Source organism: Blastococcus sp. SYSU DS0669 (assembly GCF_054050895.1).
This window is the reverse complement of sequence record NZ_JBJHAE010000020.1, coordinates 16,418-36,380: the sequence shown is the minus strand read 5'-3', so window position 1 is coordinate 36,380 and position 19,963 is coordinate 16,418. Positions and strand designations below refer to the sequence as shown.

The window sequence follows — 19,963 nt, the reverse complement described above, 5'->3', positions numbered from 1 at the left end:
CCCACCTCGCCGGGAGCCCACGGGGACCCGTACTGACGACGAGGTGCTGGGGGGGTACTCCCCTCCGCGACAAGAGTGAAGCACACTTCATGCGATGAGCACCAGCGCGGATTCTCCGGGGCGTCGGCCCTGGACCTTCCTCACCAACCACGGGCACGTCCTCCTCGCCGTCGCGGCGGACCCCGACGCGCGGGTGGAGGAGGTGGCGGCGACCGTGGGCATCAGCTCCCGGGGCGTGCTGGCCATCCTGCGGGACCTCGAGGAGGCGGGTTACCTGACCCGGACCCGGCGCGGCCGGAGGACGCACTACGAGCTGAGGCCGCACCAGCACTTCCGGCATCCCGCGACCGCCGGTCACGAGGTCGACGAGCTGCTGCGCATCTTCGTCCCGGGAGCCGGCCCGGCGGGATGAGTGCTGCCGGCGTCGCCCGGGGCCGGCCGGTGGACCTGGATGGGTCGGGGCCGTCGACGGCTCGCCGACCACCCGCCCGCGGGGTCGGCACGCATCCGGGAGGTGTGGTGCGCCGGATCTTCGTCGTGGGCTGCCCGCGGTCGGGCACCACGTCCCTGCAGTCGTTCCTGGCGGCGCACCCGCAGGTCCACTCCTTCCCGGAGACCCACTTCTTCCACCAGCTGCGGCCACCGCGCGGTCTCCGGCACGCGGTGGGGCTGGCGGCGAGCGGGACGGCCCAGCGGCTCGACGACGTCGCCGGCTCTCCCCGTCGCCGGCGGCCCGCGCTGCCGACGGTGCGGGGCTACGGTGCGGCGTCCGGCTGGGTCGAGAAGACGCCGGCGAACATCTACGCCCTCGACCTCATCGAGCAACGGGTGCCCGATGCGCGGGTGGTGCACATCGTGCGGGACGGCGTCGACGTCGTCGCCGGCCTGTGCGCCGCCGCGGCGGGCTGGGGCACGACCTGCACCGTGGACACCGCCGTCGACCAGTGGGCGGAGTGCGTCGCGCCCACCGACCGGCACCGGGGCCGGGAGCGGCACTCCGTCGTCGGCTACGACGGCCTCGTGCAGGACCCCGAGGCCACCCTCTCCGTGCTCTGCGGCGAGCTCGGCCTGCCGTACGCGGACGAGATGGTGACCGGGCGCGCCACGGCGGCCCGGGGCCTGGTCAAGGACTTCGAGCACTGGAAGGCCGACAACGCCGGGCCGCTGCACGACGGGGCGGAGCAACGGTCTCGGGCCGGGGCGCCGGTCGCGCCGCGCGACCGCCGCCACGACGGGGGGAACGGCCCTACAGTGCGGCAGCATGGCGCGCCGGTCGACGCTCGTGGTGGTCTCCTCCGTCCAGCTCGCCGCGCAGCTCGCCGGCCACGTGCTCGCCCTGCGGCGGCGCCGGCACTTCGACGTCCCGCTGATGACGGGCAGCCCCGAGCACGTCGGCCGGGACTGGTGGTGGTTCGGCACGGCCTTCAGCGCGCCCTCGTACCTGGTGGCGATGCAGACGTGGGCGGTGCTCCGGCTGCTCCGCGGCCCGGACGACCGCGCGCGCTGGGTGCTGCGGTGGGTCGGCGCCGGGATGACGGTCGGGTACGCCACCGAGCGGTGCGTCCGGGCGCGGGTCCGCCCGGGCGGCGCCGACCCGCTGGAGACGCCGGTGGTCGTGACCGGGTGGGGCTGCGCGGCCGGCATGGCCCTCCTCGCCCGCCGCTGACCACCCGTTCGTGCGGCCGGGTGCGCGTGGGGTCTTGGTGACCCGCGCCGAGGCGGGCACACTGCGCGTGTGATGGGCGGCGGAGAGGCGAGCACCGATCCCGGGATCAGGCTCCCCGAGCCGCACGGGACCGACGGGCGGCCGCGGCCGGGCGCGCCGCTGCTGATCCCCGGCGAGACCTGCTGGCGCATCGAGCGGGCCACCAGCTTCGCCATCTTCGTCGACGCGGCCGACTACTTCGCCACCCTCAAGCGCGCGGTGCTGCGCGCCGAGCGCCGGGTGCTGTTCATCGGGTGGGACTTCGACCCGCGCATCCGGCTGGACCCGCTCGGCGGCGGGCGGCCGGAGGACGACCGGCTGGGCGCCGTCCTCGAGCAGGCGGTGGCGGCCAACCCGGACCTGGAGATCGGCGTCCTCCAGTGGGACCTCGGCATGCTGCGCGCGCTCGGCCGCGGCCTGAAACCCATCGTGCTGCTGGACCGGAGCACCCCCGACCGCCTCACGTTCGCCGTCGACACCCACCACCCGGTGGGCGGGGCCCACCACCAGAAGATCGTGGTGATCGACGACTCGCTGGCCTTCGCCGGCGGCATCGACGTCACCGCCGACCGCTGGGACACCTCCGACCACGCCGACGACAACGTCCACCGGTGCCGGCCCGCCAACGGTCGCGTCCCGGGGCGTCCGACCGGGCCGTGGCACGACGCGACCAGCATCATGACCGGGCCGGCCGCGGAGGCCGTCGCCGAGCTCGCCCGCGAGCGGTGGGAGAGCGGGACCGGGGAGCGGCTGGAGCCCGTCCCCGGCGGGCGGGACCGGTGGCCCGAGGAGATCGAGCCGCTGTTCACCGACGTGGACGTCGCGATCTCCCGCACGCGGCCGGAACACGGTGGGACGTCACTGGTGCACGAGGTGGAGCTGCTGTGGCTGGCCGTGATCGCCGCGGCCCGGCGCTCGCTCTACATCGAGAGCCAGTACTTCGCCAGCCGACGCATCGCCGAGGCGGTCGCCGAGCGCTTGCGCGAACCCGACGGCCCGGACGTCGTCGTGGTGAACCCCTGGACGGCCGACGGGTGGCTCTCGGAGAAGGCGATGGGCACCGCGCGCGCCGTCGTGCTGGAGCTCCTCCGCGAGGCCGACGTCCACGACCGCTTCCGGCTGTACACGCCGGTGACGGAGCAGCGCGCGCACATCTACGTGCACGCCAAGGTGACCGTCGTCGACGACCGCCTGCTGCGGATCGGCTCCAGCAACGTCAACAACCGGTCGATGGGGCTGGACACCGAGTGCGACCTGGCGATCGAGGCGGTGGAGGGGGAGCCGGGGGCCGACCGCCTCGCCGCCACGATCGGCGGCTTCCGCGACAGGCTGCTCGCCGAGCACCTCGGCTGCACCCCGCAGGAGGTCGCCACCGCGATCACCGACGCCGGTTCCCTGGTGCGGGGCATCGAACGGCTGCGCCGGCCCACCGGCCGCTCGCTGGTCCCCTTCGAGCCCCCGGAGCTCGGCCCCGCCGACCGGGCCCTGGGTGAGTCCGAGGTCATGGACCCGGAGAAGACGCCGAACCGGTGGCGACGGGTGGAGCGGTTCTTCGCGCGCCGTCGGCGGCCGCGGAACCGGACCCGGGCCTGACGGCGGGGGAGGCCGGGGCGTGCACCGATGAGTCCGCGGGAGCCACGAGGTCTACCGGTCGTCAGCAACCCCGCACGGCAGGAGCTCCCATGACCGGCACCCCGACCACGTTCCGCACCACGCTCGCGGCCACCGGCGGCAGCAACGTCGGCATCGTCGTCCCCGAGGACGTGGTGCTGGGCCTCGGCCGCGGGAAGCGGGTGCCCGTGGTCGTCACCGTCGACGGCGGCCACACCTACCGCACGACCGTCGCCTCGATGGGCGGCCGGTTCCTGGTGTCGTTCAACGCCGCGACGCGGGCGGCCACCGGTCGCGGGGCGGGGGACGAGGTCGAGGTGCGGCTCGAGGTCGACGACGCGCGGCGCACGGTCACCCTCCCGCCGGCCCTCGCCGAGGCGCTCGCCGCGCACCCCGCCGCGGCGGAGGCCTGGGCCGCCCTGTCGCACAGCCGCCGGCGGGCGCACGCGGAGCAGGTCGCGGGAGCCGCACGCCGGAGACCACCGCCCGCCGCGTCGAGAAGGTGCTCGGCGCCCTCTCCTGACACCCAGCCCCGGACAGGCAGGAGCGACCGTGTCGCTGCACCGGCACTACCCACCGGACCTCTACCGCGGCACAACCGGGGAGGTGAGCGCCTGGCTGCGCCCCGCGGGCGGCCGCCCCGACACCGTCTCGGCCAACGAGGTGACCTGCGAGTTCCTGGCCACGGGCGCGGAGACCGGCGGGCGCTTCGGGCTCTACCGCTACACGTTCGGGGAGGAGGAGGCCGGGCCGGCCCCGCACTTCCACCGCTCGATCTCCGAGCAGTTCTACGTGCTCTCCGGGCAGGTGAGCCTCTACGACGGGCGGTCCTGGCAGGACGCCGGCGCCGGTGACTTCCTCTACGTGCCCGAGGGTGGCATCCACGCCTTCCGCGGCGGGGCGCACGCATCGATGCTCCTGATGTTCGCCCCCGGCGGCCCCCGCGAGGAGTACTTCGAGACCCTCGCCCGGGGCGAGCGGATGACCCCTGAGGAGCGGGCGGAGTTCATGCTCCGGCACGACACCTACTGGCTCTGAGCCGTCGGGGGGACGGCGCGGGGCCCGCCCCCGGGTGAGGACGGGCCCCGCGGCACCGCTGTGGTGCCGGGAGGACGCGGACGTCAGGCGAGGACGCCGGTGAACCACAGCCCCCAGGCGAGGAGGCCGAGGACCAGCACCGCGTCGACGGTGCGGCGGCGCCAGGCACCCGGTTGCAGGGCGGCGAGCGCCGCGAGCAGCAGGAGCTCGGCGGCGACGGCGATCTGGCCGACGAACCCCGGGGCGTGCCGGGCCGGGCCGATCTCGCCCTCCATGGCGACGGGGCCGGGGGTGTTCGCCGCCACGCCCTCGGAGAGGTCGATCCCGGTCACCGGGTCGATCCCCGGCACGTGCGACGGCCCGGCGTGGCCACCGTGCGTGCCGTCGTGGACCGCGAAGGCGTCGAGCAGGCTCGTGGTGTGGGCGACGAGGTACAGCCCGATCAGCCCGACGGTGCCGGCGAGCGCGAGCGTGACCACGCGCGGCCCCGGCCGGAAGCCCGCCCAGCTGTTCAGCAGGAGCCAGGCCGCCAGGCCGAGCTGGGCCAGTCCCGTGACCAGGAAGAACCCGACCGCGAGCTCACCGGCCTCCAGGTGGTCCACCGCGGCGACCAGGTGTAACCCGCCGGCCACCCCGGCCCCGAGCGCGCCCGCCCGGAGCCACCGGCCGACGATGCGGCCGTGCGCACGGCCGCGCGCACGGCCGGGGGGCGAGGTCACCGCGGGCTGCGCCGCGGTGACCTCCGCCGTGCTCACGGCGTACCGGCCGAGGTCGTCGTGGTGGCCGCCTCGGTGGTGGTGGCCGCCTCGGTGGTGGTGGTCGCCTCGGTGGTGGTGGTGGTCGGTTCGGTCGTGGCCGTCGGCTCCGTGGTGGCGGTCGCCTCGGTCGTGGCCGTCGGCTCCGTGGTCGCGGTGGTCTCCGTCGTCTCCGTCGTCTCCGTGGTCTCCGTCGTCTCCGTGACGACGGGCTCCTCCACCGGTGCCTCCTGGGGCACCAGATCGGGCGCGGGCAGCGGCTTCGGGGGATCGGTGCGGATGGAGTCGCAGTCGATGTCGTGGTGGCCCACCTGGTACTGGACCATCATGTCGTGGTCCTCGTGCGAGAGGTTGTGGCAGTGGATCATGTAGCGGCCGTCCTCGTGCTCGAACTTCATGAGCAGGCGCACGGTCTCGTTCTCGCCGACGTAGACGACGTCCTTGGGGCCGCGCTCCTCCGGCCGCGGCGGCTGGGTGACCCCGGTCTCGGTGTTCGTGCGGCTGAGCACCTTGAAGTCGATCAGGTGGATGTGCAGCGGGTGGAACCAGCCCCCGGAGTCGTTCTCCACGTCCCAGATCTCGACGGCGTCCCGCTCCACGGAAGCGAAGAGCAGCTCGTAGTTCGACCTCACGACGTCGTCCCACGTTCTCTCGTTGATCTGCCAGAGGCCGTTTCCCCGGTCTAGCACCATCTTCCGGACCGCCGACCGGTCGGCGGCCTTGAGCGTCATCACGGGGTGGGGCGACCCGAGGACGTTCGGGGAGAGGTTGCCGTCGAAGCTCGTCACCCCGCGGCCCACCTCGAACTGCATGATCTTGCCGGTGTGGTCGAAGTCCCGGGCGTTCTCGACGCCGTCGTTGAGCAGCTGGACCTTGGCGCCCTTGAGGTCCTTGAAGTCGAGGATGAACTCGATCCGCTCGGCCATCCCGATGGTGAACTGGGTGACCGTCTGGGCGCTCTGCATGAAGCCGCCGTCGGTCGCGATCACCTTGAACGGCATGCCGTTGCTCATCCGGAGCTTGTAGCCGCGCGCCAGTGAGCCGTTGAGCATCCGGAACCGGTACTTGCGCGGCTCGACCTTCATGTTCGGCCACGGCACGCCGTTCACCAGGATCACGTCGCCGTAGACGCCGGACTCGCTGTCGTCGTCGAACAGCAGCTGGCCGTCCTGGGTGAACATGACGTCGCTGAGGATGAGCGGGAACTCGTACTGCGGCTTGCCCTCGGCGGCCTTCTGCCGGTCCCAGCGCGGGATCCCCAGGGCCTTCTCGAGCTCCTCGTCGACGACGTGGTACTGCGCGGCCAGGCCCATGTACACGTTCTGCGCGGTGTGGTGCACGCCGTGGTCGTGGTACCAGATCGTCCGCGGGGTGCAGCTGTTCGGGTACTGGTAGTTCTTCCACTCACCCGGGTTGGTCAGGTCGCCGGCGTAGCCGTCGTACTGCGGCTTGGACGGCGAGCCGTGCAGGTGGGTCGAGGTCCAGGGGACGTAGCCGAGGGTGGGGTGCCGCTTGGGCAGCTCGTTGAGCACCTGCATGACCGTCCGCCGGGGGATCTTGCGACCGGGGTTGTCGGGGTCGGGCTGCAGGTAGGTCCGGATCGTGGGACCGGGGACCGAGCGGTTGTAGCCCCACATCTTGGTCCACATGCCGGGGATCAGCTGGACCTGCACGTTGGTCTGGGTGATGCGGTAGTAGTCGGTGCCCAGGTACTCCGAGCCCCGGATCGGCTCGCCCGGGTAGTGGCTGTTGCCCGGCACCGGCACGTAGTCGTCGGGCACGTAGCCGAAGACGTTGCTGCGGACGTCGTCCCGGACGACCGGCTCCAGCACCGCCGGCGCCTTGAAGGCCTGGGTGTACGGCTGGGGCATCTTGCTCTCGTCCAGTTCGGACGCTGAGGCCGCTGACACGACGCCCTGGAGGGGCAGCGTCAGTGCGGCGGCGCCTGCTGCGGAGAGCTTCAGGACGTCGCGTCGGTTCAGGCTGGGCGTTTCCATCGGTACCGCTCCTCGGCAGATCCGCTGTGTGCAGCAGGAATGCTCGTCGTGCGGCCCCACCTGCCACAGCCGAAGCGAGGGGGAGGCGGGTCCCACCAATTGGGGGGTCAATTCCGGAGACGCGCGCTGTAATTGACCGAACGCGGTCGCGGCCTTTCCGTGCGTGTCCTTAGTGTGGAAAGTGAGCGTGTGACCTGCACCGATCACAGCGCGCCACGGCCCGCGTCAGCCGCTGCGGGGATTACCGCCTCACTGCCGGAAAGCGCATGACGGATAGGCGTGGCGAGCCGACACGTGGCTTCTCACGCAGGGCAGGAACCGCACGAATTCGTTTCGTCCGGGGCTGCCGGCGCGGCAGCAGCCGGGCGCGCCGGGAACGTCACCACGGTGTCGGCGCTGGTCGTCGCGGCGGTCCACCGCGTGAGGCCCGGGTGCCCGCACGCCCGTGCCGCCCCGCCCCGGTGGGCACCGGGGCGGGGCGGCAGGCAGGAGGAGTGGCCGTCAGCCGCCGGTGTTGCTCCGCACGACGGTGTCGGCGGCGCGGTCGGTGACCGGCTCGGGGTGGCTGATGCCGGTGAAGTCGTTGCCCTCGATGACGACCGCGGTCGAGGTCGGCGACACCCGGATCGCCCGAGCGGTCGAGCCGGCCCCCGCTTCCTCGAAGGTGGAGCCGGCGACCAGGGCTCCGTTGACGCCGAGCAGGTCGACGGCCCAGAGGCTGTCGAGCTCGGTGAACCGGCAGTTCTCCACGGAGAGGGCGGTCACCGGGGTCGCCGGCCCGACCACCAGCAGGCGCTTGCCCGGGGCGCCGACGAACGTGCAGTCGTGGAAGCGCGGCCGGTCGGTGCCGTCCACCACGACGGTCGTCGGAGCGGCGCCCGATGGCGCGGAGAAGGTGCAGCCGTCGAAGGTCAGCCGGCTGATGTTCGGACCGCCCACCCGCACCGGGCTGTTCTTGGCGTTGGTCACGTCGGTGCGGGTGAAGGTCACGTCGCGGATGGCGCCCCGCGATGCCGGATCGGTCTGCACCCGGATCTCCTGGGTGGAGGCGTCCTCGGCTCCTGACATGTCGACGGTGCAGTCCGTGAAGATGACGCGCTCGATCGCCCCCCGGCTGTGCGTGTTCTTGACGACGATGCCCCGGTTGGCGGCCGAGCCGTGGCAGTCCTGGAACGAGCAGTCGCTCACCGAGGCGTCCATGTCGGTCGTCCCGGGCTCGCCACCGGTGAACTCGAGCAGGGCGACCAGGAACCGGCTCGCCGAGCTGGCGCCGGTGCACCCGACGAAGCGGCCGCCGGTGATGCTCTGGTTGTAGAGGGTCGGCTCGGCCTCCGGGTTGCCGATCGGCACGAACTGGAAGCAGTCGTCGCCGGACTCGACGTGGCAGCCGGTGGCGAGGAAGTCCGCGCCGCCGACCACCCGGATCCCACCGGTGCCGAACGCCGGAGCGCTGCCGCGGACGGTGACCCCGTCCATCCGGCCGCCGTCGCCGGCGAACATGATCGCCTGCCCGCCGGCGTAGGTGTCGATCGTGATGTCCGCGATCGTCACGTCGTCGCCGTAGAGGGCGAGCACCACACCGGTCCTGTCGTGGCCCCGGGCGCCGATCGTGCCGGAGCCGGTGATCTGGACGTGATTGGACTTCACGGCGAAGTCGGCGTTGCGCAGGAAGGCGTCGGTCATCCCGGGGGGTGCGGCCCAGTCCTTCACCAGACGCGCGCGCCGGTCCAGGTGCAGCCGCACGTCGGAGCGCAGCAGCAGCCCGCTCGTGCACCGGTAGGTGCCCGAGGGCACGTAGGCGACCTCGCCGCGCCGCGACGAGGCGTCGAGCAGCTGCTGCAGGGCTCGGGTGTCGTCCTCGCGGCCGTCGCCCTCGGCGCCGAAGTCGCGCGCGTTCAGGACGTCGTCCTCGTCCTTCCGCGGCACCACCGCGGTGGTGCCGACGGGGGAGGGGCCGGAGGAGGTCAGGCCCGCGAGCAGCGGGGAGGCCAGCCCGGCGCCGCCGAGCATCAGGAGCCCGCGCCGGGTCAGGGAGGGCCCGGCGGGCCGCCCGGGAGTCCCCGGGGTGCCTGCGGGTGCGGGACCGGTGTCGTGTTCGCGCATGGGTTTCTCGTCTCGGACGGTGCACCGGGAGCGACCGGTGCGGTGCGCAGGGATGGACCTAGCTGTGGGCGACCGTTCGGACCGCCGTGCGGAAGGCCTGCCTCTGCACGGCGGCCACGGTGCGGATCAGGATGACGACGTCGCGCCAGAGCGACCACTGCTCGATGTAGGCGTTGTCGAACCGGGCGCGCTCCTCGATGGAGGTGTCCCCGCGGAGGCCGTGGATCTGCGCCCAGCCGGTGAGGCCGACGGTCAGCCGGTGGCGGTCGCGGTAGCCGTGCACCGAGTCGGCGAAACGGGCGGCGTAGGTGCACTCCTCGGGACGGGGGCCGATGAGGGACATGTCGCCGCGCAGGATGTTCCACAGCTGCGGCAGCTCGTCCAGGCTGGTCCGGCGCAGCACGTTCCCGATGCGGGTCTGCCGCTGCTCGACGTCGACCTGCCGCGCGTGCATCGTGCTCCGCGTCGAGCCGGCCGCCACCGGCCCCTGCTCGCGTGCCACCCGCAGCGTGCGGAACTTGAGCATCTCGATCCGGGCGCCGTCCTGCCCGGTCCGCGGCTGCCGGAACAGGACCGGACCGGGGCTGCTCATCCGCACCGCGGCGGCGAGCAGCGCCATGACCGGGGAGAGCAGGGTCAGGGCCGCCCCGGCCACCACCACGTCGATCAGCCGCTTGACCCGCCGGGCGCCCCGGCGCAGAGCGGCCCGGCGGACGCGGTGCAGCGGGATGCCCCAGAGGTCCTCGATGTCCGGGCCGCACGGGGCCATGCCGACGTCGAAGAACCGCGGCACGACGTAGACCTCGACGTCGCGCAGCGCGGCGCTGCGGACCAGGTCGACCAGCGCGGCCTCGCGGGTGGGGCCGTAGGCGACGACGACCGTGCGCACCCCGTAGGTGTCCAGCACCAGCTCCAGGTCCTCCAGGTGGCCGAGCGGCTCCCGGTCGTCCAGCGGGCTGCCGTCGCTGAGGTAGCCGATGCCGCGAAGCCCGAGCTCGGGATGGGCCCGCATGGTGGCCAGCAGCTCCATGCCGAGCCGGCCGCCCCCGACGACCAGGGTGGGGTCCTCGACCGCCCGCCGGCGCCGGGCGGCGCGGACGGTCGCGTAGGCGAGCCCCCGGCCGGCCACCAGGCACGGCACCGCCCATGCCGCGTGCACGGCCACGCCGGTGACCGAGGGGGAGGCGACGGGCGCCACCAGCAGCAGCGCCACGCCGAGCCGGGAGAGGAGGCGGGGGGCCTCGTCGAGGACGGAGAGGGTGATCCGGGGGTGGTGGGCGCCGGTCGCGGCCAGCACCAGGAGCGCGACGACGGTGAAGGCCGCAGCGGCGGCGTCCGCGCCACCCAGCCACGCCATCGGCAGCGCCAGCGCGGCGGCGTCCACGACCAGCAGCCCGGCGCGGACCAGCGCCGTGCGGTCCCGCGCCTCCCGCTCGGGGAGGTGCAGCTGCTCGGTCGCGGAGGCGGCCGCGGGACGGCCCTGCGCCCCACCGGCGCGCGGGCGCGGCACCCGCGTCAGGCCGGCCCGGCCCTCCTGGTAGGACACCTCGGTCATCGCGGCCCCGTCTCCGTCGTCGTGCCCACAGACTCCGTGGCCGTCCGTGAGGGGGACAGGTCCACGCGTGGGGGGCGCCCACCCCCCAAATCGTGGGGTGGTGCAACGGACCGTCCGGGGTTCCGCGCCGCTACCATCCCGGCGATGGGGGCAGCCGCGAACTTCCTGGTCATCGGGGCAGCCCGGAGCGGGACCACCGCGCTCACCTCGTTCCTGGGCGAGCACCCGGACGTCTTCGTGTCCACCCCGAAGGAGCCGCACTTCCTGGCGTTCCCGGGCGGGGCCCCGGTCTTCACCGGCCTGGGTGACGACGACCTGGTCAACCGGACCGCCGTGCGCGAGGAGGAGTCGTGGCGGGCGCTGTTCGACGGCCGCGCCGAACCGCGGCTCGGGGAGGGGTCGGTGACCACGCTGGCCCACCCCGGCTCCGCGATCCCGGCCATCGAGCGGTGCTGCGCGCCCGGCTGCCGGCTGGTGGTCATGCTGCGGGACCCGGTCGACCGGGCCTTCTCCAGCTGGCTCTACCTGCGCTCGCGCGGCTACGACGCCGGGACGTTCGAGGAGTGCCTGGCCGCGGAGGAGGAGCGCACACGGGCGGGGTGGAGCCACATGTGGCAGCTCGCCCGCCTGAGCCGCTACGCCGAGCAGCTCGCACCGTTCACCGCCGCGTTCGGGGACCGCCTGCTCGTCGTCGTCCAGGAGGAGTTCAGCGCGGACCCCGCCGGTCACCTGCGGCGGGTGCTGGAGTTCCTGGAGGTGGACCCGTCGGTGCCGATCGACCCCACCCGCCGGGTCAACGCCTCGGGCCTGCCGCGCAGCCGCGCGGTCACCGCCGCCCAGAACGTGCTGCGCCGCTCACCGGCGCTGCGCCGGCTGGTCACCGCGGCGGTGCCGCAGCGCCAGCGGGAACGGGTCCGCGCGGCGAACCTGGCACCGACGACGATCGACCCCGCGACCCGCGCCGGGCTGGCCGCCTCCTTCGCCGACGACGTCGGTGCGCTGCAGGACCTGCTCGGCCGCCGGCTGACCGCGTGGCCGACCGCCGCGCTCGTGGAGGGGAGCTCGTGAGCGGCGCGCCCCGCGGGAGCGGATCGCCGTCACGGAGCGACCGGATCAAGGTGCTGCAGCTGACCGGCATCACCGTCGGCGGCTCGGCCGAGCACCTGCTCCAGTTGGCGACCCTGCTGCCCCCGGACCGGTTCGAGACCACGATCGCGCTGTCCGGCGGCGGGCCGCTGGACGCCGCGATCGGCGGCTCCGGGTTGCCGGTGCTGGACTACGCCCCGTCGCACGGCGCCGGCCACTTCAAGCAGGCGACGCCCGACGGGCCGCTGGAGCTGCTGCGCCAGTTCCGGCGGATCCGCGCCGACATCCGGCGGCACCGCTACGACGTCGTCCACACCCACACGTCGGTGGCGGGGGCGATGGGCCGGGTGGCGGCGTGGTCGGCCGGCACGCCGGTGCGGGTGCACATGCTGCACGCCTACGCGGGTCACGCCGGGGTCCCTCAGCCGAAGCGCTCGCTGTACCGGCTCGTCGAGCGCGCGCTCGGCCTGTTCACGACGCACTACGTCGCGGGTTCGGCGTTCATCCGCGACGTCGGCGTCCGTTCGCGGCTGTTCCGGCCCGGGGACTGCACGGTCATCCCGTACTCCACGCGGATGGCCGTGGGCGACGGCGCGGCGGCCGACCGGGCCCGCCTGCGGGGTGAGCTCGGGCTGCCGCCCGACGTGCCGCTGATCGCCCTCGTCGGCCGGATCGAGGAGCAGAAAGGCGTCGACCTGCTGGTCCGCGCCGTTCCCGCGGTCCTCGCGCAGGTGCCACGGGCGCACGTCGTCGTCGTCGGTGACGGCACCCGGCGGGGTGAGAGCGAGGCGCTGGCCCGCGAGCTGGGAGTCGCCGACCACGTGCACGTCACCGGCTGGCGGCACGACCTCCCCGACGTCATGCGGGCGATCGACGTGCTGGCCCTCCCGTCGCGCTGGGAGGCGTTCGGCATCGTGAACCTGGAGGCGATGGCGGCGGCCAAGCCGGTGGTCGGCTTCGCCGTCGAGGGCATCCCGGAGGTCGTCGTCCACGGGGAGACCGGGCTGCTCTCGCCGGCGGGCGACGTGGAGGGGCTCGCCCGCGACCTGGTGCGCGTGCTGACCGACCCGGAGCTGGCCGCCCGGCTGGGGGCGGCGGGACGACGGCGCTTCGTCGAGCACTTCGCCCCGGAGCGGATGGTGCAGGCGCACGTCGCGCTCTACGACGAGCTGCTGGCGCGGCGTCGCGCCCGGATCAGCCGGCTTCCAGCACCCCGCGGACGAGCCGGCTGAACGTGCGGCCGAGGTCCTCGACCCGGTAGTGGGTGCGGATCAGGGCCGCGCCCGCGGCGCCCATCGCGGCGCGATCGGCCGGGGAGAGCGCCGCCAGCTCCGCGATGCGTTGGCGGACCGACGCCGGGTCCTCGCTCACGGCCAGCAACCCGTCCCGGCCCGGCTCGAAGACCGGCGGCCGCCCCGAGCAGTCGGTGAAGACCGTCGGGCAGCCGGCGGCCATCGCCTCCATGACCGCGAGCGGCAGCGCGGGCCCCTCCCACCGGGCGGTGTGCACGTACCCGTCGGCCGCGGCCAGCAGCCGGGCGACGTCGTCCCGCCAGCCGAGGAAGGTGACGGTGCGCTGCAGGCCGAGGTCGCGGACCTGCCGGTGCAGGGACGTGGCGTAGTCCTGGGTCCGGCGGGCGGCGACGGAGTCCCCGGCCGACCCCACCAGCGCCACCCGCACCGGCGCGGACAGTCCGTCGAGGGCCGCCAGCAGGACGTCCTGACCCTTCTGCCGGTCCAGTCGGCCCACGTTGAGCAGCAGCAGGTCCTCCTCGCCGGCGCCCATCTCCGCCCGCAGCCGTTCCCGCTCCGCCGGGGTGAGCCGGACGGGCGGGGAGACGGCGATGCCGTTGGGGAGGACGACGGTGCGCCCGGGCGGGACCCCGAAGCCGGTCATCTCCTCCTGCACGACGGCGGAGGTGCAGACCGCCAGCGTGGTCGACCGGGCGACGACGGCCCGGTAGCCGCGCCGCTTCAGGGCCGCCAGCGGTCGCGGCCCCCAGAAGTGGTGCTGGTTCTGCACCATCAGCACCCCCGGGACCCCGGCGCGGGCGGCGGCGAGCAGGGCCGGGGCGCGGTCCCGCTGGTTGACGCCGATGACGCAGCGCCCGCCGTCGCTGCCCACCCGATCGGCGAGCGCGGGCACGAGCCGGGGGTCCCAGGGGCGCTCCAGGCGCCGTTCCAGGACGGTCGCGACGCCGAGGGCGGCGACGTCGGGCAGGATGCTCGGGCCGGTCCGCGGGGCGGCTCCGTGCACGAGGGTCAGGTCGAAGCCGTCGGCGCGCAGAGCCCGGGCGAACTCCAGCGCCATCTTGGCCGCACCCGTGCGGTCGGGCAGCCGGAGGGTCATGAACAGGCGTCCGGCCGGGCCGGTCACCCGGGGCCGCCCGCCGGCCGCTCGGGCGCCCGCCACGCGGCCACGTCCAGGCCGGTGACCTGCTCGAGCAGCTCGAGGTCGGGGGCGAGGTCCAACACCAGCGCGCGCCGGGTCTCCGGCCGGTAGCCGATCCGCACGATGTTGCGGGCGACGACCCGCCGCCGCAGCCCGCGGCGCAGCGACGTCGGCAGGAGCGGCGAGACCAGCTTCTTCAGCGGGTGGTGGGTGCTGACCACCCGGCCGAGGAACCGGCTGCGCGGCTCGCCGGAGCGGTGCGGGTCCGGGGTGGTGGTCCGGGGGACCGGCGGCACCCCGAGGTGCGCGTAGACCCGGGCGAGGACGGCGTCCGGGTCGGCCGTCATGTCCTCGTGCCGCAGGACCAGGAGCTGCTCGCGCGGGAAGACCTCCAGCACCCGGCGCAGCTGCTCGCCGTAGCGGCTCATGCCGACGTAGTGCCAGATGTGGTGCCAGTCCTCGGCGATCCGGCGCGGTTCGTCGGCCAGCGCCTCCTCGAAGGTCGCGCAGGGCTCCCAGCCGCGGGTGCGCATGAAGCCGTAGGCGGACAGCGCCCGGTCCACCGGATCACGCAGGAGGCAGACCAGCCGCGCGTCGGGGGCCATCTCCCGGACGCGGGCCGCGGCCCCGGGGTGGTACATCGTCGACACCGACGCCTCGCCGCGGAGCTGGTCGGGCCGGGCGTCGCGGTACAGCCGCAGGTAGGCATCCCGGTCCGGCACGGCGAGCCGGTTGATGGTCTGCCGGTCGCCGGGCCCCGTGAACGCCGGCGTCGTCCCGGCGAGCGCGAAGTAGTGCGGCTCCTTCGGCTCGGTGAGGAAGAGCCCGGGGTGCTCGGCGAGGTACTGGTACAGCGCGGTCGTCCCCGACCGGGCGGCGCCGATGACGAGGAACTGCGGTCCGGTCACCACCCACCCCCGCGCGGGAGCGCGATCGTGCGGATCCCGAGCGTCCGGTGCGCCGCCCGGGCGAGGTGCAGGTTGCGGGCGCTCATGGACACCGCCGCAGCCGCCGCCACCCCGGTGCCGCCCCAGGCTGCCCCCCACCACGTGGCGAGGCCGGCGAACGCCAGCGCCGCCGCCAGGGCGCTGAGCGCGACGGTCCGCTGCTGCCCGGCGTGGGAGAGGACGACCGAGCACGGCCCGGTCCAGGCGTTGACCAGCACGCCGGCGCTCATCACCAGGGCCGGGACCAGGGCGGCGGCGTACTCGGCCCCGAACAGGGCCGGGAGCACGACCTGCCCCGTCGCGCCGAGCAGGACGACCGCCGCGGCGGTCGCCGCGGTGGACCAGACCGCGAACCGGCGGACCGGCTCCGCCAGCGTCGCCATCCGGCCCTCGACCGACGCCGCCGCCACCCGCGGCGCGAGCGTGCGCATGCCGATGGCGGTCGGGACGGCGACCAGGACGGCGATCCGCACCGCCACCGCGAAGACGGCGACCTCCTCGACCGGGGCGACCACCGCGAGCAGCCACACGCCGGCCTGCGGCAGGGTCACCGAGGCCAGGGAGGCGACGGCGAACGCGCTGCCCGTGCGCAGCAGCCGCCACGGCGGACCGTCGCCCTTCCGGCCCTCGGTCGCGTCCGCCGGTACCTCCCCGGCCGGTCCGTCGTCCGCTGCCCGCCCGGCCGCGTGCCGGCCCGCGGGGGTCACCTCGCGGGACAGGAGCAGCAGGGCGGCGAGCACGACCGCGGTCTCGATCGCGACCGTCCACGCCACCGCGGCTCGCGCCGACAGGGTCGTGACGGCGCCGGCGGCGCCGGCCAGCAGGACCACCACGAGCACCACCCGGCGGACGTGCTCGCCGAACACCAGGGCCAGGCCGAAGCGGTTCCGCGCCCGGAGCACGTTGACCAGCACGGGGCAGAGGGCCGCCGCCGGCAGCCACAGCGCCACGAGCAGCACCAGCGACCGGTACGCCGTGGCCGGGGTGCCGGCCGCGACCGCCGCCGGGCCGACCGCCCACTGCCAGATCGCTGCGGTCACCAGGACACCGGCGGCCTGCGCCAGGACCAGCCGCCGCAGCAGGTCCGCGTGGGTGCGGCGGGCCTGCTGCGCCACGGCGATGGTGGCCACCTGGGGGAGCCCGAACTGGGCGAGGACCGCGAGGAAGGTCAGCCAGCTCAGGGCCCACGACAGGGCCCCGAACTCGGCGGTGGAGAGGACGCGCGCCCCGACCACGGCGACGAGCAGGGCGCTGACGACGGCGGCGAACTGGCCGACGGCGACCAGGACCGTGTCGCGGCGGAGGGACCGGCGCGCGCCCGCACGCCCCCTGTGACCGGTGAGCGGGGCGGTCACCGGGCGGACACCGTCCGCCCGGCGGCGGCATCCTCCCCGGCCGGCGGAGGCGTGGCCGTTCCCTCGCCGCCATCGCGCGCCCGCCGGAGGAAGAGGTTGAGCAGCACGGTGAACGCGATGATCGGCAGGCCGATGGCGACCCACTTCGGTGCCGAGGTCGCCCAGACGCCACCCGGGAAGACCCGGATCATGAAGACCAGGCTGAAACCCCACACCAGCGGATCGCGCAGGAACCGGCGGAACGCGAACTGACCGGCCCGGGCGACGAGGCCGCTCACCAGGCCGCCGAGCACGATGCCCGGGTACCCGAAGTTCACGTACCAGTCGCCGACCGGGGTCGCCGGGAAGCCGTTGTTCCGGTCGATGTAGGTCTGGGCCAGTTGCACGGCGGGGGAGACGAAGGGCTCCTGCGGGCCGGACAGCACGGAGGGCACCGCGGCGACCGAGCCGTCGACGAAGTCGGAGCCGCCGGTGAAGTCGAACCGGTCCGGCCAGTCGTCGAGGTAGAGGAGCAGCGCGTCGTAGAACGTGTTGTTCGTGGCGACCGCGACCTGCCGGACGGTGCCCTGCCCCTCGATCGTGGGCGCCAGGTCGCCCCAGAGCACCGTGTCGCGGGCGGCGCGCAGCGTGAAGGCCAACGACAGGGCCAGCACGGGCACCAGCAGGAAGCGGCGGCGCCAGCGGGGGTCGCGCAGCCACTGCCCGTCCGGGCGGCGGGCCGCGCGGCGTCCGATCCGGCCGAAGATCAGCCCACCGGCGAGCAGCGCGACGGCTGAGAGCACCGGCACGTCGCGGGCGCCCCAGGTCCAGCTCAGGTAGCCGTTCACCGCGACGAGCCCCAGGAGCAGCAGGCGCTGCGGGCCGGCGCCGCGCACCGAGAACCAGGCGGCCACGCCCAGCAGCGCGGCCAGCAGGGGAAGCGTCCGCAGCGCCCGGCTGTCGGTCAGGGACCGGTCGACCTTCGAGGCCTGCAGCAGCCCGGACGGACCGCCGTACCGGATCCACAGGGCCACGGTGACGGCCGAGGCGGCGGCGGTCAGGACGACGGCGAGGACGACCAGCATCCGCGGCGGCAGGGGTCCGCGCAGCTGCGGGAAGAGGACCGACACCGGCCGGACGAGGGGGGTGGTCAGCCGGGCGCCGGCCCACAGGGCGATCAGGAAGAGCACGACGACCGCCTGGCCGCGCAGCAGGAGCAGCTCGGTGTCCCGGTCCTGGAACAACAGCGTGGGGAACGGGCTGTCCAGCTCCGCCGCCAGCACCAGCGGGCGCCACAGCAGCTGCAGCGCCAGGTAGTAGAGGACCAGCGCCATCGCGTCGAGCGGGTGGTGCACCAGAGCGCGGTAGACCAGCGCCCAGACGACCGCGGACGCGGCCACGGCGAGCAGCGGCGCGATCACGACCGCGCCACCACGTCGTGGGAGAGACCCACCGCACCTCCGACCTGCGCCGTCCCGCGACGGCTGGTCGGCGAGGCTAACGCAGCGGAGCGGGTTGCGGGAGGTCCGCCGTTCCGCAACACCGGCCGGTTCCCCTAGCATCCGGCGGATGCGCCCGGGCCCCAGACTGATGGTCGTCGGTGCGCCGAAGAGCGGCTCGACCGCGCTGTTCCACTACCTGGCCCAGCATCCCGACGTGCGCAGCCACGTGCACCGGGAGATGCCGTTCTTCGGCCGGGACGAGGAGGTCGCCCGCGGCTGGGGGCACGCCGTCGAGAAGTACTTCCCCCCGTCGGTGGGGGACGCGCCGCTGGTCGCCAAGCACACGATGGCCATGTACGACGCGGCCGCGGTGCGCCGCATCGTCGACACCACGTCCGCGGTCGTGGTCGCCGTCCTCCGCGATCCCGTGCCGCGCGCGTACTCCCACTTCCACTACGCCCGGCTGCGCGGGTGGGAGGACGCGGCCACCTTCGAGGAGGGGCTGGCGCGGGAGGCGGGCCGGGCGGTGAGCGCACCGCCGCAGGCCCGCGACATGCAGTACGTCGGGAACGGGATCTACGCGCCGCACGTGCGGGCGCTCCTGGGGACCGTGCCGCCGGAGCGGCTCCGCGTCTACCTCTCCGACGACCTGCGAGCCGACGCAGCAGGGGTCTGCGCGGAGCTGTTCGACCTGGCCGGCCTCGCCCCGCACGCGCCGGACGCGACGGCGGGTCACAACCAGGGCAGGTCGCCCCGGTCGGCGTGGTTCGCCCGGGCCTTCCTCGCCGCGCAGCGGCCTGGGAGCCCCGCCCGCCGGCTCGTCGCCCGTGTCCCCAGCCGCACGCTGTACCGCGCCCGCCACCTGGTCAACCGGCTGAACGAGGGGCCGGCGACCTACCCGCCCATGGCGCCCGAGACCGCTGCCGGGCTGCGCGAACGCTTCGCCGCACCGAACGCCGACCTCGCCGCGGTGCTCGGCCGGTCGCTGGGCGCCTGGTGATCGTGATGCGACCGAGACCACAGGAACCCGTGAGTTGCCGGTACGTTCACCGCCGTGCTGGAGACCGCGCCTGACGGAACGTCGCACCCGACCGCGGACCGCAGTCGCGGCACCCACCGGGACGACGCCACGCGCTCCGGGCTCGTCGAGTACCTCGCCGCGCTCCGGCGCTACTGGTGGGTGGCGCTGGCCACCTTCCTCGTCGTGCTGGTGGTCGCGGTGGGCTCCCTGTTCGTCCTCGGGCCCGTGTACCGGTCGGACGCGGAGGTGCTGGTCCGGACCGAGGACAGCCGCCAGCTCTTCCCGCGCACCGGCGGCACCTCGGCGGGCGCCCTGATCCGCTCCCCGGCGGCGGAGCTCGTCTACGTGAGCGGCGACGAGTTCCAGCAGCTCGCCGCCGAGGCCGCCGGGGGAGAGGCCGAGGTCGAGGTGCGCGCCGCCGCCGAGTCCAGCTCGCTGCTGTTCGTCGCCGAGGCCGGCGCCGCGGACGCCGCCCGGGACGCGGCGCAGACGTGGGCCGAGACCTACGTGGCGACCCGTCACGCGAGCGACGTCGCGGAGACCACCGCGCTTCGAGACCTGCTGATCGCCGACCGCGACGCGCTCCAGGCGCGGCAGCAGGAGATCCTCCAGCCGGTGGCCGCGCTGGACGAGGCGGTGGCCGTGGAGACCGACCCGGTCGAGCTCTCCCGGCTGCTCAACCAGCGGCTGGCGATCCAGCGGACGCTCAGCTCGGAGCTCGACCCGGTGGAGACCGAGCTGCGCCGGCTCAACACCCAGATCGCGAGCCTGGAGGTCGACCTGCGGGTGATGGGGAACCCCGAGGCGCTCGCCTACATCAGCAGTGCGGCCGAGCTGCCGGAGGAGCGGGCGGACGGATCGCTCCGGCGCAACCTGCTGGTCGGGGTGGTCGCGGGCCTGGTGCTCGCGGGGGGCGCGGTCGCGGCGGCGCAGGCGCTGAGCCGCCGCTGAGGGGCGCTGCCCTCGCCCCCGGGCTGG

General features: G+C 74.6%; 16 protein-coding genes and 2 pseudogenes. 10 read left to right on the top strand and 8 right to left on the bottom strand.

All coding sequences use genetic code 11. The annotated features are described in order from the left end of the window. Nucleotides 1-94 precede the first annotated feature (94 nt). From ACI792_RS16995 to ACI792_RS16970, 6 genes and pseudogenes are all read left to right on the top strand, one after another. The gene (locus ACI792_RS16995; protein WP_456603632.1) at nt 95-412 is read left to right on the top strand and encodes a winged helix-turn-helix domain-containing protein; all 318 of its coding nucleotides are present in this window, start codon (nt 95-97) and stop codon (nt 410-412) included. Further along, nucleotides 409-1,071 (top strand): annotated as a pseudogene (locus ACI792_RS16990) (sulfotransferase family protein); the annotation flags it as partial. The gene ACI792_RS16995 and the pseudogene ACI792_RS16990, both read left to right, overlap by 4 nt. Nucleotides 1,072-1,261: 190 nt before the next feature. Further along, a complete protein-coding gene (locus ACI792_RS16985) occupies nt 1,262-1,666 on the top strand; it encodes a hypothetical protein (protein ID WP_456582055.1) in 405 nt (134 codons plus the stop codon). A gap of 72 nt (nt 1,667-1,738) precedes the next feature. Next, nucleotides 1,739-3,298, top strand: a complete 1,560-nt coding sequence (locus tag ACI792_RS16980; RefSeq protein ID WP_456603631.1) for a phospholipase D-like domain-containing protein — start codon at nt 1,739-1,741, stop codon at nt 3,296-3,298. A gap of 89 nt (nt 3,299-3,387) precedes the next feature. Then, nucleotides 3,388-3,777: pseudogene (locus tag ACI792_RS16975) on the top strand (DUF1905 domain-containing protein); the annotation flags it as partial. 91 nt (nt 3,778-3,868) lie between these two features. After that, on the top strand, nt 3,869-4,354 hold the full coding sequence (locus ACI792_RS16970; protein WP_456603630.1) for a cupin domain-containing protein: 486 nt from the start codon (nt 3,869-3,871) through the stop codon (nt 4,352-4,354). A gap of 83 nt (nt 4,355-4,437) precedes the next feature. Here the strand turns inward: ACI792_RS16970 and ACI792_RS16965 are convergent, their stop codons facing one another. The 4 genes from ACI792_RS16965 to ACI792_RS16950 all read right to left on the bottom strand — a co-directional run bounded on the left by ACI792_RS16965 (nt 4,438) and on the right by ACI792_RS16950 (nt 10,764). Then, a complete protein-coding gene (locus ACI792_RS16965; protein ID WP_456603629.1) occupies nt 4,438-5,109 on the bottom strand; it encodes a hypothetical protein in 672 nt (223 codons plus the stop codon). After that, entirely contained in the window at nt 5,106-7,106 is a 2,001-nt protein-coding gene (locus ACI792_RS16960) for a multicopper oxidase domain-containing protein (protein ID WP_456603628.1), read from the bottom strand. The genes ACI792_RS16965 and ACI792_RS16960 overlap by 4 nt, the downstream gene beginning before the upstream one ends. Before the next feature lie 501 nt (nt 7,107-7,607). Next, entirely contained in the window at nt 7,608-9,209 is a 1,602-nt protein-coding gene (locus ACI792_RS16955) for a glycosyl hydrolase family 28-related protein (RefSeq protein WP_456603627.1), read from the bottom strand. A 58-nt stretch (nt 9,210-9,267) separates the two neighbouring features. Continuing rightward, complete coding sequence (locus ACI792_RS16950) at nt 9,268-10,764, bottom strand: sugar transferase (RefSeq protein ID WP_456603626.1); 1,497 nt, start codon at nt 10,762-10,764, stop codon at nt 9,268-9,270. 144 nt (nt 10,765-10,908) lie between these two features. Between ACI792_RS16950 and ACI792_RS16945 the strand changes: the two genes are divergently transcribed. Beyond that, nucleotides 10,909-11,832: a sulfotransferase family protein gene (locus ACI792_RS16945; protein WP_456603625.1), complete on the top strand. Its 924-nt coding sequence runs from the start codon at nt 10,909-10,911 to the stop codon at nt 11,830-11,832. Continuing rightward, a complete protein-coding gene (locus tag ACI792_RS16940) occupies nt 11,829-13,082 on the top strand; it encodes a glycosyltransferase family 4 protein (RefSeq protein ID WP_456603624.1) in 1,254 nt (417 codons plus the stop codon). Before ACI792_RS16945 ends, ACI792_RS16940 begins: the two co-directional genes overlap by 4 nt. On the opposite strand, the gene ACI792_RS16935 is transcribed toward ACI792_RS16940, so the two are convergent. From ACI792_RS16935 to ACI792_RS16920, 4 genes are read right to left on the bottom strand one after another with little or no spacing between them, the layout of a single operon-like run. Then, complete coding sequence (locus tag ACI792_RS16935; RefSeq protein WP_456603623.1) at nt 13,045-14,262, bottom strand: glycosyltransferase family 4 protein; 1,218 nt, start codon at nt 14,260-14,262, stop codon at nt 13,045-13,047. The two genes, ACI792_RS16940 and ACI792_RS16935, sit on opposite strands and share 38 nt — an antisense overlap. After that, nucleotides 14,223-15,149, bottom strand: coding sequence for a sulfotransferase family protein (locus ACI792_RS16930; RefSeq protein ID WP_456603622.1), 927 nt, complete (start codon nt 15,147-15,149; stop codon nt 14,223-14,225). The genes ACI792_RS16935 and ACI792_RS16930 overlap by 40 nt, the downstream gene beginning before the upstream one ends. Further along, nucleotides 15,146-16,543, bottom strand: coding sequence for a lipopolysaccharide biosynthesis protein (locus ACI792_RS16925; RefSeq protein WP_456603621.1), 1,398 nt, complete (start codon nt 16,541-16,543; stop codon nt 15,146-15,148). Before ACI792_RS16925 ends, ACI792_RS16930 begins: the two co-directional genes overlap by 4 nt. Continuing rightward, nucleotides 16,540-17,943 carry a hypothetical protein gene (locus ACI792_RS16920; RefSeq protein WP_456603620.1) on the bottom strand — a complete coding sequence of 468 codons (1,404 nt, stop codon included), beginning with the start codon at nt 17,941-17,943 and terminating at the stop codon, nt 16,540-16,542. The genes ACI792_RS16925 and ACI792_RS16920 overlap by 4 nt, the downstream gene beginning before the upstream one ends. A gap of 148 nt (nt 17,944-18,091) precedes the next feature. On the opposite strand from ACI792_RS16920, the gene ACI792_RS16915 reads away from it, so the two are divergent. Further along, nucleotides 18,092-18,964: a sulfotransferase domain-containing protein gene (locus ACI792_RS16915; RefSeq protein WP_456603619.1), complete on the top strand. Its 873-nt coding sequence runs from the start codon at nt 18,092-18,094 to the stop codon at nt 18,962-18,964. Nucleotides 18,965-19,018: 54 nt separating this feature from the next. Then, nucleotides 19,019-19,936 (top strand): Wzz/FepE/Etk N-terminal domain-containing protein, encoded by a 918-nt coding sequence (locus ACI792_RS16910; protein WP_456603618.1) that lies wholly within the window; start codon nt 19,019-19,021, stop codon nt 19,934-19,936. Nucleotides 19,937-19,963: the final 27 nt, after the last annotated feature.

Coding starts and splice junctions, on each gene's coding strand:
- ACI792_RS16960 (WP_456603628.1), bottom strand. CDS start 7,106: ATGGAAACGCCCAGCCTGAACCGACGCGACGTCCTGAAGCTCTCCGCA.
- ACI792_RS16915 (WP_456603619.1), top strand. CDS start 18,092: ATGCGCCCGGGCCCCAGACTGATGGTCGTCGGTGCGCCGAAGAGCGGC.
- ACI792_RS16950 (WP_456603626.1), bottom strand. CDS start 10,764: ATGACCGAGGTGTCCTACCAGGAGGGCCGGGCCGGCCTGACGCGGGTG.
- ACI792_RS16980 (WP_456603631.1), top strand. CDS start 1,739: ATGGGCGGCGGAGAGGCGAGCACCGATCCCGGGATCAGGCTCCCCGAG.
- ACI792_RS16995 (WP_456603632.1), top strand. CDS start 95: ATGAGCACCAGCGCGGATTCTCCGGGGCGTCGGCCCTGGACCTTCCTC.
- ACI792_RS16955 (WP_456603627.1), bottom strand. CDS start 9,209: ATGCGCGAACACGACACCGGTCCCGCACCCGCAGGCACCCCGGGGACT.
- ACI792_RS16945 (WP_456603625.1), top strand. CDS start 10,909: ATGGGGGCAGCCGCGAACTTCCTGGTCATCGGGGCAGCCCGGAGCGGG.
- ACI792_RS16985 (WP_456582055.1), top strand. CDS start 1,262: ATGGCGCGCCGGTCGACGCTCGTGGTGGTCTCCTCCGTCCAGCTCGCC.